Below are 14,528 nucleotides of genomic sequence, written 5' to 3' on the forward strand. Positions count from 1 at the left end.
ATGACGCAAGTCGAGCGGCAGGCGTGGGACGTGGTCGTGATCGGCGCGGGCGGCGCCGGGCTGCGTGCCGCGATCGAGGCCCGCGAGCAGGGCATGCGCTGCGCCGTCATCTGCAAGTCGCTGTTCGGCAAGGCCCATACGGTGATGGCCGAGGGCGGCATCGCCGCCAGCATGGGCAACGTCAACGAGCGCGACAACTGGCAGGTGCACTTCCGCGACACCATGCGCGGAGGCAAGTTCCTCAACCACTGGCGGATGGCCGAGCTGCACGCCCAGGAGGCCCCGGACCGGGTCTGGGAGCTGGAGACCTGGGGCGCGCTCTTCGACCGCACCCCGGAGGGCAAGATCTCCCAGCGGAACTTCGGCGGCCATGAGTACCCCCGGCTCGCCCATGTCGGGGACCGCACCGGCCTGGAGCTGATCCGCACCCTCCAGCAGAAGATCGTCTCCCTTCAGCAGGAGGACAAGGCCGCCACCAGCGACTACGAGTCCCGGCTGAAGATCTTCCAGGAGTGCACGGTCACCCGGATCGTCAAGGACGGCGACCGGGTCGCCGGGGTCTTCGGCTACGAGCGCGAATCGGGCCGTTTCTTCGCCCTGGAGGCCCCGGCCGTGGTGCTGGCCACCGGCGGTATCGGCAAGTCCTTCAAGGTGACCTCCAACTCCTGGGAGTACACCGGCGACGGCCACTCGCTGGCGCTGCTCGCGGGCGCCCCGCTGATCAACATGGAGTTCGTGCAGTTCCACCCGACCGGTATGGTCTGGCCGCCCTCGGTGAAGGGGATCCTGGTCACCGAGTCGGTGCGCGGCGACGGCGGGGTGCTGCGCAACAGCGAGGGCAAGCGGTTCATGTTCGACTACATCCCGGACGTCTTCAAGGAGAAGTACGCCCAGTCCGAGGACGAGGCCGACCGCTGGTACGAGGACCCGGACCACAACCGCCGCCCGCCCGAGCTGCTCCCCCGCGACGAGGTGGCCCGCGCCATCAACGCCGAGGTGAAGGCGGGCCGGGGCTCCCCGCACGGCGGGGTCTTCCTCGACGTCTCCACCCGGATGCCCGCCGAGGTCATCAAGCGGCGGCTGCCCTCGATGCACCACCAGTTCAAGGAGCTCGCGGACGTCGACATCACCGCCGAGCCCATGGAGGTGGGCCCCACCTGTCACTACGTGATGGGCGGGGTGGACGTCGACCCGGACACCGCGGCCGCCACCGGCGTGCCCGGTCTCTTCGCCGCGGGCGAGGTCGCGGGCGGAATGCACGGCTCCAACCGGCTCGGCGGCAACTCCCTCTCCGACCTGCTGGTCTTCGGGCGCCGCGCCGGGCTCCACGCGGCCCGCTACGCCCGGGAGATCGCGGACTCGGGCACCCGTCCGGTGCCGGACGAGGCGCAGCTGGACCTGGCGGCGGCCGAGGCGCTGCGCCCGTTCAGCGCCGAGGCCGGTGAGCCGGACGAAACGGCGGGCCCGGCCGGGCCGCCGGAGAACCCGTACACCCTCCACCAGGAGCTCCAGCAGTCGATGAACGACCTGGTGGGGATCATCCGCAAAGCCGAGGAGATGGAGGAGGCGCTGCACCGGCTGGCCAGTCTGCGGGTCCGGGCGCGCCGTGCCGGGGTCGAGGGCCACCGGCAGTTCAACCCCGGCTGGCACCTGGCGATCGATCTGCGGAACATGCTGCTGGTCAGCGAGTGCGTGGCGCGCGCCGCGCTGGAGCGGACCGAGAGCCGCGGCGGGCACACCCGCGACGACTGCCCCGAGATGGACCGCGAATGGCGGCGGCTCAATCTGGTCTGCCGGCTCTCCGACCCCTCGGGCGGTCTCGCGGCCCCTGACACCGGGCACGGCCAGATCCGGCTCGAGCGGCGTGAGATGCCGCCCATCCGGCCCGACCTGCTGAACCTGTTCGAGAAGGACGAGCTGGTGAAGTACCTGACGGACGAGGAGCTGACCCAGTGAGTGCGTACGAGGCCCACTTCCGGGTGTGGCGGGGCGACCAGGACGGCGGCGGTCTGAAGGACTTCCACGTCGAGGTCAACGACGGCGAGGTCGTACTCGACATCGTCCACCGGCTGCAAGCCACCCAGGCCCCCGACCTGGCGGTCCGCTGGAACTGCAAGGCGGGCAAATGCGGTTCGTGCAGCGCCGAGGTCAACGGCCGGCCCCGGCTGCTGTGCATGACCCGGATGTCGGTGTTCGAACGGAACGAGACGATCACCATCACCCCGCTGCGGGCCTTCCCGGTGGTGCGGGACCTGGTGACGGATGTGTCGTTCAACTACACCAAGGCCCGTGAGGTGCCGTCCTTCGTGCCCCCGGAGGGGCTGGGTCCGGGCGAGTACCGGATGTGGCAGGAGGACGTGGGCCGGTCGCAGGAGTTCCGCAAGTGCATCGAGTGCTTCCTGTGCCAGGACACCTGCCATGTGGTGCGGGACTTCGAGGAGAACAAGGAGGCGTTCGCCGGGCCGCGGTTCCTGATGCGGGTCGCGGAGCTGGACATGCATCCGCTGGACGCGGCGGCCGAGACCGGTCTTGACCGCAAGAGCACTGCGCAGGAGGAGCACGGGCTGGGCTACTGCAACATCACCAAGTGCTGTACGGAGGTCTGCCCCGAGCAGATCAAGATCACCGACAATGCGCTGATCCCGCTGAAGGAGCGGGCGGCGGACCGTAAGTACGATCCGCTGGTCTGGCTCGGCAACAAGATCCGCCGCCGGGGCGAGTGACGCCTGCGGCGGGCTACTCCCCGAAACTGGGGCTCCGCCCCAGACCCCGCTCCTCAATCGCCGGAGGGGCTGGAAGGTGGGGCTTCGCCCCTGACCCCCGGGGTCTGGGGCGGAGCCCCAGTTCGGCGCCTGGCCCCGGGGTCTGGGGCGGAGCCCCGGTTTCGGGAAGGGGCGGGGTGGGGAAAGATCCGCCGTCAGCAGTAGCGCTCCCCGCGCTTCGTGTCGCGGGCCCGCTGCCGTCAGGGCCCGCCGCAACCGGCCGTAGCCCGTCACCACAGGCTGAGCAGCGCCTCCACCGAGTCCGGCCCCGAGGGCTGGCCATCCGGAAGGGCCAGCTCGAACCAGACGGTCTTGCCGAGCGGGGTCCTGCGGCTGCCCCAGCCCGCACTGAGCAGCCCGACCAGCTGAAGCCCGCGCCCACCCTCGTCCGTGTCCCGGGCGCGCCGCCGCCGAGGCTGCACCAGACCGCCGTCCCAGACCTCGCACACCAGCGTGCGGTCCAGCAGCAGCCGCAGCCGGATCTCGCCCTCGCCGTACCGCAGGGCGTTGGTCACCAGCTCGCTGACCAGCAGCTCCGTGGTGTCCACCAGATCGTCCAGGCCCCAGGACTCCAGCTGCTCCCGGGCCAGTTCGCGGGCCCGGCCCACGGACTGCGGGGCGCTGGGGAGGTGCCAGTCGCCGACCGACTCGGCCGACAGGCCCTGCACCCGGGCCATCAGCAGGGCGATGTCGTCCTCGCCGTGGTGGGTGTCGAGGGTGCTCAGAACGTGGTCGCAGACGTCCTCGAGGGATCCGGCCGATCCGGCCGATCCGGCCGCGGCGTTCCCGCCATCGGCGCCGTCCGGGGTGTTGAGGGCCGCGCGCAGGGCGTGGAGCCCCTCGTCGAGGGTGTGGTCGCGGGACTCGACCAGACCGTCGGTGTAGAGGGCCAGCAGCGCGCCGTCGGGTAGCTCGACCTCGATCTCCTCGAACGGCTCGCCGCCCACGCCGAGCGGCAGTCCGGGCGGGACCTCCATCAGCAGGGCGCCCTCGCCCGGCTCCACGAGGACGGGGGGCGGATGCCCGGCGTTGGCGAACGTGCAGCGCCGGGTGACCGGGTCGTAGACGGCGTAGACGCAGGTGGCGAGGTAGACCTCGGTCAGATCGGAGGAGTCCTCGGCGGCCTTGCCGTCGCGCATGAGGGCGCGCGAGCCGGACCGCGCGCCGGCGTGCGAGCCGCCCGGTGTGCCGAGGCCCCGGGCGATCTCGTCCAGCGCGGAGAGCACCTCGGCGGGCTCCAGGTCGAGCAGGGCGAGGGTGCGTACGGCGGTGCGCAGCTCGCCCATGGCCACGGCGGCGCGCAGCCCCCGCCCCATCACGTCGCCGACGACCAGCGCGGTGCGGTGCCCGGGCAGCTCGATCACGTCGAACCAGTCGCCGCCCACCTCGGTCGCCGCGTTCCCCGGCAGATAGCGGCAGGCGATATCGAGCCCGGCGGCCTCCGGGTCGCCGGGCGGGAGCAGACTGCGCTGGAGTATCAGCGCGCGTTCATGTTCTCTGCGGTACAGCCGGGCGTTGTCGATGCTCACGGCGGCGCGGGCGGCCAGCTCGACGGCGAGCGCGCGGTCCCGTTCGCCGAACGGCTCGCTGCCCTTGGTGCGGGAGAACTGGGCCAGGCCGACGACGGTGTCCCGCGCGACCATCGGCACCACGAGGGTGGACTGGAGCATGGCCCCGAGCTCCAGGGCCTCGCTGCCGTCCCGCCCGGGGACGACGCGGACCTGGGCGGTGCGCAGGGCGTGGGCGCACAGCGAGTTGAAGGGGTAGCGGTGCACCTCGCCGACCTGGATGGGCTTGGGGTCCTCCACCGTGTTGACGCGGCAGATGTCGCCGAAGGCGACCGGGCCGTCGGAGACCGCGCTGGCGAAGGCGACGCGGCGCAGCTCGGCGCTGCCGTCGGCGAGCCCGGGCGGGGTCTCGTCACCGGAGAGCAGCCCCTGGTAGAGGTCGACCGAGGCCAGGTCGCAGAACTGCGGTACGGCCACGTCCAGCAGTTCGCGGGCGGTGGTCTCCAGGTCGAGCGAGGTGCCTATTCGGGCCCCGGCCTCGTTCAGCAGCGCAAGATTGCGCCGTACGCCCGCGGCCTCCTGTTCGGCGCGGCGGCGGCCGGTGACATCCGTGGCGAGCCCGGCGACGCCGATGGGGCGGCCGGAGCCGCTGTGCAGCCGGTAGAGCGAGACCGACCAGCGGCGGCGGTCGGGGCTGCCCGGCGCCTGGCCCACGATGGGCATATCGGTCAGCGACTGCCCGGAGTCCAGGACCTGGCGCAGCGCGGCGGCCAGCCGGTCGGCCTCGCCGCGCGGCAGCAGATCGTGCGGGGTCGTACCGCGGTACTCCTCGGTGGGGCGGCCGAAAACCTTGGCAAAGCGCTCATTGACGCGGAGGATCCGCAGATCGGTCCCGAAGAGGAAGAAGCCGAGCGGAGATTGACCGAAAACGGCCTGTGAAGAAGCAAGATCGGTTTCCAGCCCGCGCAACGCGCTGACGTCCACCGCGATACAGAGCGCGGCCCGCTTCCCGTGCTCGTCCTGAGCGGGCATCACATAGACCTCGGCGATGCCATGCCCGCTCGGCGTCCGGGGGTTACGGTAGGGGACCAGCCCGGTCCACTCCCGGCCGTCGAGGATGTCGGCCACCGCGCGCTGGCCCGTCTCCTGGTACTCCGGCGGTACGAACGCCTCCACCGGATCCTTGCCGATGGCCTGGCTCGCCGTCAGCCCCAGCAATTCCGCGGCCCGTTCGCTCCACTGCGCGATCCGGCCGTCGGGCCCGAGCGCGAAGGAGGCGACCCGGATGTAGTCATAGATCGAGCCGGGAGGACTGCTCTGCCACACCGCCGACATCGAGGACATGGACGACATGTCCGACACGGAGGACTCCTGTGACATCGGCGACACCTGCGAACCCACCGTCTCCTCGGGCATATCAGCTCCCGCTGGCTTCTCGCTCATGCGCCCGTCCCCTCCGGCTCAGGTGCTCCGACCGGCTTCAGATAGCCGAGTATCCAGCACTTCGGCCATCCCGAGTACGGTCTTCACGATCACAGCACTATCTCAGCCCGCCATCAGAGTCCGTCCCGGCTTTTGGTGAAGCGCTCATGATCAGCGCTCCCCCTCACTCCTAACCAGACGGAGGCGGCTCGAACCCCATGGATTTTCCCGTGCGGGACGTTCTCAGGAAGTGCGTGGACGGGTCCCCTCGGCGGGCTCGGACGCCCCGGCGCCTGACGCCCCGGCATCGCCCGACCCGGCGCCTGACGCCCCGGCACCAGCCGACCCGGCATCGCCCGCGCGCAGGCGGCGGACGGCCTCCGCCACCGCGGGGCGGTCCTCGTCCAGCCAGTCCACCTCGTCCACCCGGTCCGGGGGGAGCCAGCGCAGCTCGTCGTGGTCCTGGAGCGGACGCGGCTCACCGGAGCGCAGGGCCGCGGTCCATACCCGCAGCACAAAGCCGGGCTTGAGGGGCCACTCCCCCGGCAGCGGTTCGAGCGGCTCGACCTCGACCCCGAGCTCCTCGCGCAGTTCGCGGACGAGCGCGGCCCGCGGGGTCTCCCCCGGCTCGGCCTTGCCGCCGGGCAGCTCCCAGCGGCCCGCGAGCTCGGGCGGGGCGCTGCGCCGCGCGGCCAGCAGCCGTCCCCGGTCGAACACCGCTCCGCCGACCACCACACGCACGCTCATGATCCGCACCCTAGCCTGCGCGGAAGCACACCGGAGCCCCGGGGCGGGAGCGCCCCAGGGCTCTGGAAGAGGCTGGCCGGACTCGGGCCAACCGGACTCGAACTGGCCGGACTCGGGCTAACCGGACTGACGGGACGCGGCGGTCCGCTCGACCACGTACAGCTGCTCCTGGCCCTCACCCTCCAGGCGGTCGGCCACCTCCTGGGCCTCCGTCCTGGTGGCGTAGCGCCCGACGCGGTAGCGGTTGCCGTTGTGGTCCTGGCGGATCACGAGCCAGGGCAGCACGGCGTTCCCGTCACTCATCTCCCCGCCCCCTCCGCTGTGGCGCGCCCGGGCGCACGACTCCGCGACACCGTTAAGGAAATCCCGATCCGCATATGCCCGAGCCTACGCCCTACCTTCACGCAGCGGATACGTGTTCTTACAAGGAGGCACTCATCCGGCCATGTCTCAGACGCCGACTTCGACCTTCACCCGGTCGCCGTCGCCGCCCTCGCCCTCGCCCGCCTCGTCGGCCGGGGTGGCGCCCAGCTCGCGCTCGGCCTCCAGCAGCGTCGGATTGCGCCATGCGCTGCGTACGCCCCAGAAGTAGAAGGCCAGCCCGATCAGCGCGACGATCACGATGTCCCAGCCGCCCGGCAGATAGCCGCGGCCGCCGAAGTCCTTGCCGCCGGCCCACGACACCGCCGCCATGACGAGCAGATACGTGACCATCCAGGCACCGGCGGCCAGATGCGGCCGCAGCTCCGCCCACGGCTTGCGCAGCTCGTACCAGGCCCAGACCGGCAGCCCGATCGCCATGATGAAGATGACCTTGCCGGTGAGCGGCCAGCGGGCCCAGTACAGCACCAGCGAGCCGAAGACCATCGCGATCGGCGCGATCACCGGCATCGCGCGCAGCCGCACCGGGCGCGGCAGCTCCGGCGAGAGGCGGCGCAGCGACATCACGGCCACCGGACCGGTGATGTACGAGATCACGGTCGCGACGGAGACGATCTCGGCGAGCGAGCCCCAGCCGCGGAAGACCGCGAGGAAGAGGAAGGCGATCCCCAGGTTGAGCAGCAGCGCCGGGCGCGGAATGCCGGTCTTGGGGTCGACCTTGCCGAAGATCCCCGGCAGATGGCCGTTCTCCTGGACGCCCTGGATCATGCGCGAGGTGGTGGCCGCGTAGATCATGCCGGTGCCGGACGGGGAGATGAAGGCGTCCGCGTACAGCAGCATCGCCAGCCAGTTCAGGCCCCAGGCCAGGGAGAGATCGGCGAGCGGGGAGTTGAAGGAGAGCCCGGACCAGCCGCCGTGCTTCAGATCGGCGGCAGGGACGGCGGTCAGGAAGGCGATCTGTAGCGCGACGTAGATCACCAGCGCGATGAGGATCGAGCTGATGACGGCCTTGGGCAGCGACTTCCCCGGCTCACGGGCCTCGCCCGCCATGTTGAGCGGCGACTGGAAGCCGTTGTAGGCCCAGACGATGCCGGAGACGGCGACCGCGGTGAACACGGAGCTCCAGCCGTTGGGCGTGAAGCCGCCGTTGCCGGTGACATTGCCGGTGTCGAAGTGCGACAGCAGCAGCGCGCCGGCGGTCAGGGTCGGCACGACCACCTTGAACACGGTGATCGCGGTGTTGGTCTTCGCGAAGAGGGTGATCGCGAACCAGTTGAGGAAGAAGTAGAAGAGCAGCAGCACGGACGCGAGCGCGACACCGCTGCCGGTCAGCTCCTTCCCGTCGTACAGCGCCTTGGCCCAGCCGAAGTCCCAGGAGGACATGTACTGCACGGAGGCGGTGGCCTCACCCGGGATCACCGAGACGATGGCGATCCAGTTGGCCCAGGCGGCCAGATATCCGGCCAGCGACCCGTGCGAGTACTGGCCGTACCGGACCATGCCCCCGGCCTTGGGGAACATCGAACCCAGCTCGGAGTAGGTCAGGGCGATGGTCAGGGCCACGGCGGCGCCGATCACCCAGGCCAGAATGGCGGCGGGCCCGGCCAGCGCGGCGGCGCGCTCGGCGCCGAACAGCCAGCCGGAGCCGATGATCGACCCGAGACCCACGGCGGTGAGGGCCACCGGTCCGAGTGACCTTCGATAGTGCGAGTGGGAACCCTGCTCCGTGCTCAAGTTCCTGGCACTCCTTTCGCCCCCCGACGACCGGACACAAACCGGTCCATCGTAAGAGCGAAATGGAGGGCCCCCTTCCAGTAACCCCTTTCACCTGCACTGATGTGAGTTTTGCAACAGACTGCGCGGGAACCGCGCTCAGCTCACGTACTCGCGGAGGGGCCGCCCACAGCGGGGCCGCCCACCGTGGGAAGCGGCATCAGCACCGGCTCACCCGTGGGCGCCTTGCGGCACACATCCCCGCACTCGGCGTCCAGCGAGCAGCACAGCGAGCAGACGGCCCCCGCCCGTACCGGGCAGTCGGCGATGTCCGGCAGTTCGTACGCCGTCTCGCACGAGGCGCACACGTGGGTGGCGGTGATGTCCGGGACGTCGGCACCGGGCCCGTTCACCGGGTTCTTCCGGGCCAGGTAGTAGCGGCCCCCGGTGAGCCAGGCCAGCAGCGGGCAGAGCACCAGCGCGAGACCGCAGGCGATGAAGGTCGAGAACGCCTCGGCCACCTCCCCGAAGACCCCGAAGAAGGCGACGATCGAGACCGCCGACGCGATCGCCATCGCACCGAATCCGGCGGGGTTCACGGGATGCAGATACGCCCGCTTGAACTCGATGTACTTCGGGCTCAGCCCGAGCGGCTTGTTGATGACCAGATCGGCGGCGACGGCGGCTATCCAGGCGATGCCGACGTTGGAGTAGAAGCCCAGCAGCTTGTTGAGCGCCGCGAACATGTTCATCTCCATCAGCGCCAGCGCGATGGCGAGGTTGAGGAAGATGTACCAGACCCGGCCGGGGTGGCGGTGGGTGACCCGGGAGAAGAAGTTGGACCAGGACAGCGAGCCGCTGTAGGCGTTGGTCACATTGATCTTGATCTGGGAGACCACCACGAAGAGCGCGGCGGCGGGCAGCGCGACCGAGCCCAGCCAGGGCTTCAGCGCCTCGATCTGCGGGGCGATGGGCTCCAGCGCATGGGTCTCGCCGACCGCGCCGAGCGCCACGAACGCGAGGAAGGCGCCACCGATCTGCTTGGCCGCGCCGATGACCACCCAGCCGGGGCCGGCGGCCAGGACCGCCAGATTCCAGCGCCGCCGGTTCTCATCGGTCTTCGCGGGCATGAACCGCAGATAGTCGGCCTGCTCACCGATCTGTGCGATCAGCGAGAGCGCGACACCCGTGCCCAGGCCGTATCCGATCCAGTCGAAACCCGAGCCCGCGCCCTCGGTCCCGCCGAAGGAGGCGAACGCGCCCCAGGAGTCCGGCGCCTCGAAGGCCAGCACCACGAACGGCAGGGCGAGCCCGATCAGCCAGATCGGCTGGGTCCACGCCTGCACCTTGGCGAGCGCGCCCATACCGCGGAAGACGATCGGGATCACGATGAGGGTGGTCAGCAGATAGCCGACCGGCAGCGGGATATGGAGGGCCTGATGCAGGGCCTGCGCCATGATCGAGCCCTCCAGCGCGAAGAAGATGAAGGTGAAGCTGGCGTAGATCAGCGAGGTCAACGTCGAGCCGAAGTAGCCGAATCCGGCGCCGCGGGTGATCAGATCCATGTCCAGGCCGTAGGTCGCACAGGCGCGGGCGATGGGGATGCCGGTCAGGAAGATGATCGTCGCCGCGGTGAGGATCGAGGCGATACCGCTGGTGAAGCCGTAGGTGAAGACGATGGACGCGCCGATGGCGAAGTCCGCGAGATAGGCGATGCCGCCGAGCGCCGTGGAGGCGACCATGGTGGGCGACCAGCGGCGGTAGGAGTGGGGTGCGTAGCGCAGCGAGTAATCCTCACGGCTCTCGTCCGCCGCCAGCCGGGCGTAGCCGCGCCGCGGGGCGGTTGTCGGCTCTCCCGCCTGTGGTGGCGCTCCCGCCTGTGGTGGCGCTCCCGCCTGTGGTGGCGCTCCCGCCTCAGGTGTGACCGTATCGACCGCATCCGTCATACCGGCTTCCCCTGTCGCTCGGGCCGTTCCGTTTACGCCCGAGGACGGTAGAAGTCGCAGGTGACGCGCGGCCGCGGCGAGCCATTGCCGGACCGTTACGGCGGCGGGGCGGCGGTTAACTCGCGGTAAGACAAGCCGAGACGAGCCGTCCGGCTATCGGCGAGCACCGACAGCGGGCGAACGATCACTTCACCGGGAGCCGGTAGCCGATCCGATAGCGCTCGGCCAGCACCACCACATCGGCGGTCTCCACCGGGCGGCCGCCCGCGAAGTACGTACGCGAGACGACCATCACCCAGTGGCCCGGCACCCCGCCCAGCGCCAGCACCTCTTCGGCCCGGCCGGGGCGCGCGCCGACCTCCTCCGCCACGTTGTCCACCACCAGGTCGAGGGCGGCCATCCGGTCGACGACCCCGCGCCCGGCCAGCGGGCCCTCCTCGGGCAGCATCACGGGCGTACGGCCGGTGAGTTCGAGCGGCTCCCAGGAGGTGGAGAGCATCACCACCTCCCCCTGCGACCGGAACACATAGCGGGTGCGCATCACCCGCTCCCCCACCTCGACCCCCAGCCGCCCGGCGATCTCGCCCCCGGCCTCCTCCTGCTCGCTCTCGGCCTCCCAGGCGCCGGTGATCCGGTCGTCGGCCTGCTCCTGCCGGAACGGCGTGGTCTCCCCGGCGGTGTGGAACCCGCCCCGGACCACCCGCCGCGGCACCGGCTGCGCCCGCACATACGTCCCCGACCCGGAACGCCCCTCGACCAGCCCCTCGGCCATCAGCACCTTGCGCGCCTCGAGCGCCACGGTGTCCGAAACCCCGTACTCCTCCCGGATCCTGGCCTGAGAGGGGAGACGCGCATGCGGCGGCAGCTCACCCGCGGTGATCTTCTTCCGCAGATCGTCGGCGACGCGGAGGTATGCGGGCTGGTCACCAAAGGCCACGTGCACTCCCTGGGTTGACAGTCAGCAACAGCTTGACAACTCAGGGTTGCCGATTGCAACTCAGGGCCAGGGCTTCACTAGAAGTGGTGAACCGCAGCTCAGCGACGTTTAAGTCGCCCAAAGTCGGTGAGCTGCCCGACGCCGGACACCGCACCGCCCTTTGCGACCGTGACGCGGTGTCGTGCCATCGGCGGTCCCGCACGTTTCGGCCCGTCGGGCGCATTACGCTCCTGAGGATCAGCCGCCGAAGCGTAGGGACGTGAGATGGACGACGAACCGCTGCCGGAGTGGGCCGAACCCGCGGCGCCCGGGCCGGAGCGGAGATGACCAGGTCACGCGCGGCGGGCACGGCGAGACGGCGCTTCTCGCAGGTGGCGCCCGGGGTGCTGCTCATCGCCCTGTGCGCGGGGTGCACCGGGGGTGCCGGGGCGCAGGGTGCGGGCGGGGCGTCCGGTGCCGGGGCGGGTGGCGCCGGGGTCGGGGACGCGCTCTTCCCTCGGCTCGGCAACGGCGGCTACGACGTGCGGGGCTACCGTCTCGCCCTCGACTACACCCCCGGCTCGCACCACCTCAAGGGCACCGCCCGGATCACCGCCCGCGCGGACCGCGCCCTGAGCTCCTTCCACCTCGACCTCGCCGGGCTGCGGGTGCGGAAGGCCACGGTGAACGGCCGCCCCGCCAAGACGGCCCGCAGCGGCACCGAGCTGGTGCTCACCCCCGCCGCGGCCCTCCCCCAGGGCCGCACCTTCACGGCCACCGTCGTCTACGACGGCGAGCCGAAGACCCTCACCGGCGAGGACACCGGGAAGGAGGGCTGGCTCCGCACCCACGACGGCGCGGTGGCCCTCGGCGAGCCGACCGGCTCCATGACCTGGTTCCCCGGCAACCACCACCCCTCCGACAAGGCCGCCTACGACATCGCCGTCACCGTTCCCCAGGGCTACACCGCCGTCTCCAACGGCGAGCTGACGGGCCAGGAGACCCGGGGCCGCCGCACCACCTTCCGGTGGCACACCGGCGAGCCCATGGCGAGCTACCTGGCCATGGTCGCCATCGGCCGCTTCGGAGTCCGTACGACGACCACCGGCGAGGGCCTGCCGGCGTACCTGGCCGTCGACCCCACCGAGGCCGCCGGCGCCAAGGACATCGCCAGGCAGGTCGACGACGTCATCACCTGGGAGAGCCGCACCTTCGGCCCGTACCCCTTCTCCTCCACCGGCGCCGTCGTCGGCCACCTCCCCGGCCTCGGCTACGCCCTGGAGACCCAGACCAAGCCGTTCTTCGACGCGGCCCCGGACCAGGCCCTCGTCGTCCACGAACTCGCCCACCAGTGGTTCGGCAATTCGGTCACGCCCCGGGTCTGGAAGGACATGTGGCTCAACGAGGGCTTCGCGACCTACGCCGAGTGGCTGTGGGAGGAGGACCACGACGGCCGGAGCGCCCAGCAGATCTTCGACGACTTCTACGACGGCACCGACGACGAGAGCGAGGGCATCTGGGACTTCCCACCCGCCGACCCCCCGACCGTCGCCAGCGTCTCCGACCCGCCCGTCTACGGCCGCGGCGCGATGGTCCTCCACCAGCTCCGCCGGACCGTCGGCGACACGGCCTTCTTCACCATCCTCCGCACCTGGCTCAAGGACCACCGCCACGGTAACGCCGACACCAAGCAGTTCATCGAGCTGTGCGAGCGGAAGTCGGGCAAGGACCTGACCCGCCTCTTCGACGTGTGGCTGTACGGCGAGGGCAAGCCGGAGAAGCCCTGACGACGGGGGAAGGCGGCGCCCTCCCCCCGCCCGAAACCGCTACCGTTGAGCCATGACCGCACTGCCCGACTGGATGCGCCCGCCGCGCGCGGAAGGCTGGTTCGCGGAGGACCTGGACCGCCTCCCCGAGGCACCGCGCCACACCGAGCTCATCGACGGAGCACTCGTTTTCATGATGTCCCCGCAGAGGTGGTGGCACGGCCACCTCGTCACGATGCTCACCGTCGCGCTCATGGAGCAGGTACCCGCCGAGGCGAGGGTCGGCCGCGAGATGACGATCAAGCTGGATCAGCGCAACCGGCCCGAACCGGATCTGCTGGTGACAACGGCCGACTTCGACAGTGACCGCACCTGGTTCGCACCGGACGAAGTGCAGCTCGTGATCGAGGTCGTCTCCCCCGAATCGGCCCACCGGGACCGGACCGTCAAGCTCCGCAAGTACGCCGAAGCCGGGATTCCCCACTACTGGTGCATCGAGGACGAGGACGGGGTGCCCGTCGTCCACGTCTATGAGCTCGACGAGCCGACCGGTGCCTACGCCCCGGCCGGGATCTTCCGCCACCACCTCCAGCGGACGGTTCCGTTCAAGATCGACATCGATCTGAACGGCCTCACTCCCGGCAAGAACAAGCGTGGCCGGTAGAGCCATCGGACCGGCGCAGCGTCCGCGGCGCACGGACGCAGGGCCCTCGGGCACCGGGCCCTGGGCTCAGGCGACGCTCAGCAGGGCGCTGGTTTCGGCGGAGGACAGCTCGGTGGCGTAGACGCGGCTGCCCGGCTGGTGTTTGCGGCCGCCCTCGCCCAGGTGACCGGCGTCCACGGGGTCGAAGCCGATGTCGCGGATCAGTCCGGCCACGGCGGCCTTGGCCTCCTCGTCGTTGCCGGACAGCGGGATGGCCACGCGGTCGGTGGCGCCCTTGGGGCGGGCGTGGTCGCGGAGGTTCTCCCAGTAGATCGCGTTGAACGCCTTGACCAGGTTGGCGCCGGTGTGGGCCTGGATCTTCTCGCTCGAGGTGGTGGCGTCTGAGTCGAGGTCCGGGTCGTTTCCGTCCCGCTCGGGGTAGTAGTTGCAGGTGTCGATGACGACCTTGCCGCGCAGCGGCTCGGTCGGCAGCTCCCGGTAGCGGCCGTAGGGGATGGACACGACCACCGCCTCGCCGGTCCGGGCCGCCTCCTCGGCGGTCACCGCGCGGATCGGGCCGCCGATGTCGGTCACCAGGTCGGCCAGGGTGTCCGGGTCTCGGGAGTTGGCGATCGCCACCTCGTAGCCGATCGAGGCGAAGTGGCGGGCCAGCGTCGAGCCGATATGGCCCGCTCCGATGATTCCGATGCGCACGGCGTTGCTC

Annotated in this window: 11 protein-coding genes; 4 read left to right on the forward strand and 7 right to left on the reverse strand. The window is 70.8% G+C overall.

Annotated features, from left to right (window positions below):
* A complete protein-coding gene (locus ACT2CW_RS12465; RefSeq protein WP_445516558.1) occupies positions 1-1,956 on the forward strand; it encodes a fumarate reductase/succinate dehydrogenase flavoprotein subunit in 1,956 nt (651 codons plus the stop codon).
* Positions 1,953-2,723: a succinate dehydrogenase/fumarate reductase iron-sulfur subunit gene (locus tag ACT2CW_RS12470; protein WP_046084009.1), complete on the forward strand. Its 771-nt coding sequence runs from the start codon at positions 1,953-1,955 to the stop codon at positions 2,721-2,723. The genes ACT2CW_RS12465 and ACT2CW_RS12470 overlap by 4 nt, the downstream gene beginning before the upstream one ends.
* A 269-nt stretch (positions 2,724-2,992) precedes the next feature.
* Here the strand turns inward: ACT2CW_RS12470 and ACT2CW_RS12475 are convergent, their stop codons facing one another.
* The 6 genes from ACT2CW_RS12475 to ACT2CW_RS12500 all read right to left on the reverse strand — a co-directional run bounded on the left by ACT2CW_RS12475 (position 2,993) and on the right by ACT2CW_RS12500 (position 11,416).
* Positions 2,993-5,713, reverse strand: coding sequence for a SpoIIE family protein phosphatase (locus ACT2CW_RS12475; RefSeq protein ID WP_445516559.1), 2,721 nt, complete (start codon positions 5,711-5,713; stop codon positions 2,993-2,995).
* A gap of 222 nt (positions 5,714-5,935) precedes the next feature.
* Positions 5,936-6,439, reverse strand: a complete 504-nt coding sequence (locus tag ACT2CW_RS12480) for a (deoxy)nucleoside triphosphate pyrophosphohydrolase (RefSeq protein WP_445516560.1) — start codon at positions 6,437-6,439, stop codon at positions 5,936-5,938.
* Between the two features lie 117 nt (positions 6,440-6,556).
* Entirely contained in the window at positions 6,557-6,742 is a 186-nt protein-coding gene (locus ACT2CW_RS12485) for an SPOR domain-containing protein (RefSeq protein ID WP_182473370.1), read from the reverse strand.
* Positions 6,743-6,889: 147 nt separating this feature from the next.
* Positions 6,890-8,554: an APC family permease gene (locus tag ACT2CW_RS12490; protein WP_445516561.1), complete on the reverse strand. Its 1,665-nt coding sequence runs from the start codon at positions 8,552-8,554 to the stop codon at positions 6,890-6,892.
* A 143-nt stretch (positions 8,555-8,697) separates the two neighbouring features.
* Positions 8,698-10,479: a purine-cytosine permease family protein gene (locus ACT2CW_RS12495; protein WP_445516562.1), complete on the reverse strand. Its 1,782-nt coding sequence runs from the start codon at positions 10,477-10,479 to the stop codon at positions 8,698-8,700.
* Between the two features lie 184 nt (positions 10,480-10,663).
* Positions 10,664-11,416: a GntR family transcriptional regulator gene (locus tag ACT2CW_RS12500; RefSeq protein ID WP_182473373.1), complete on the reverse strand. Its 753-nt coding sequence runs from the start codon at positions 11,414-11,416 to the stop codon at positions 10,664-10,666.
* 323 nt (positions 11,417-11,739) lie between these two features.
* Between ACT2CW_RS12500 and ACT2CW_RS12505 the strand changes: the two genes are divergently transcribed.
* A complete protein-coding gene (locus tag ACT2CW_RS12505; RefSeq protein WP_445516563.1) occupies positions 11,740-13,182 on the forward strand; it encodes a M1 family metallopeptidase in 1,443 nt (480 codons plus the stop codon).
* A 52-nt stretch (positions 13,183-13,234) separates the two neighbouring features.
* On the forward strand, positions 13,235-13,825 hold the full coding sequence (locus ACT2CW_RS12510; protein WP_445516564.1) for a Uma2 family endonuclease: 591 nt from the start codon (positions 13,235-13,237) through the stop codon (positions 13,823-13,825).
* 66 nt (positions 13,826-13,891) lie between these two features.
* Here the strand turns inward: ACT2CW_RS12510 and ACT2CW_RS12515 are convergent, their stop codons facing one another.
* Entirely contained in the window at positions 13,892-14,518 is a 627-nt protein-coding gene (locus ACT2CW_RS12515) for an NADPH-dependent F420 reductase (protein ID WP_445516565.1), read from the reverse strand.
* Positions 14,519-14,528 lie beyond the last annotated feature (10 nt).

This window comes from Streptomyces sp. NEAU-174 (genome assembly GCF_052665095.1).

Excerpts from the sequence above, each read along its gene's own strand:
- ACT2CW_RS12465 (WP_445516558.1), top strand. The coding sequence starts at position 1 with ATGACGCAAGTCGAGCGGCAGGCGTGGGACGTGGTCGTGATCGGCGCG.
- ACT2CW_RS12475 (WP_445516559.1), bottom strand. The coding sequence starts at position 5,713 with ATGAGCGAGAAGCCAGCGGGAGCTGATATGCCCGAGGAGACGGTGGGT.
- ACT2CW_RS12480 (WP_445516560.1), bottom strand. The coding sequence starts at position 6,439 with ATGAGCGTGCGTGTGGTGGTCGGCGGAGCGGTGTTCGACCGGGGACGG.
- ACT2CW_RS12485 (WP_182473370.1), bottom strand. The coding sequence starts at position 6,742 with ATGAGTGACGGGAACGCCGTGCTGCCCTGGCTCGTGATCCGCCAGGAC.
- ACT2CW_RS12495 (WP_445516562.1), bottom strand. The coding sequence starts at position 10,479 with ATGACGGATGCGGTCGATACGGTCACACCTGAGGCGGGAGCGCCACCA.
- ACT2CW_RS12505 (WP_445516563.1), top strand. The coding sequence starts at position 11,740 with ATGACCAGGTCACGCGCGGCGGGCACGGCGAGACGGCGCTTCTCGCAG.
- ACT2CW_RS12510 (WP_445516564.1), top strand. The coding sequence starts at position 13,235 with ATGACCGCACTGCCCGACTGGATGCGCCCGCCGCGCGCGGAAGGCTGG.